The 525-nt window shown below is 53.7% G+C and carries 1 protein-coding gene; it reads right to left on the bottom strand.

Going from position 1 to position 525, the window contains the following annotated elements; translation table 11 throughout:
* The coding region (locus tag ACQV2G_RS09165; RefSeq protein ID WP_428876654.1) for a hypothetical protein at positions 1-525 on the bottom strand (525 nt) is incomplete at both ends.

Below are 525 nucleotides of genomic sequence, written 5' to 3' on the forward strand. Positions count from 1 at the left end.
AGCGTCACGGTTGAGGTGATCTCGACGATGGCGTTAACAAGGCCTCGGCTCGGGTAATGCACGCGGATGAATCGCCGATAAGCGCAGTTTTTCGCATCGCTGTAATTGGCAGTGATAGAAACCTTTCGAGCATTTGCCCTGATGTAGGTCAGCTTCTGCTTGCGCTGGCAATGATTGTGCGACTGAACAGCAGCATTCTCGAATGTCCTCGTCCGTTCCGTTTCATCGAACTGCCCATAAGGATCGCCATAGATGGCCGCATCCTCTGTCACGAAATGATTGTCGGTGTTGACGAAGCGGCCGCGCACAGCAAGCACTGTGGATGAAAGCCGCTTATTCTTGTCGACGCGAATTCCAAAAATATGATCCTGATCGAGCGTGATGTCAGGCTCAACGAATTGTCCGGCGTGGACACCGATCTTGCCGTCAGCGCGTTCATAAACAACCAGCTCGCCCGCCTCATCGAGAATGCGGCCGACCTCGATCTGATCGTTGTTTGTGCGGAACCACATGCCGCCGTGATAG

The organism is Facklamia sp. P12955 (assembly GCF_050409565.1).
Lineage (GTDB): Bacteria > Bacillota > Bacilli > Lactobacillales > Aerococcaceae > Facklamia.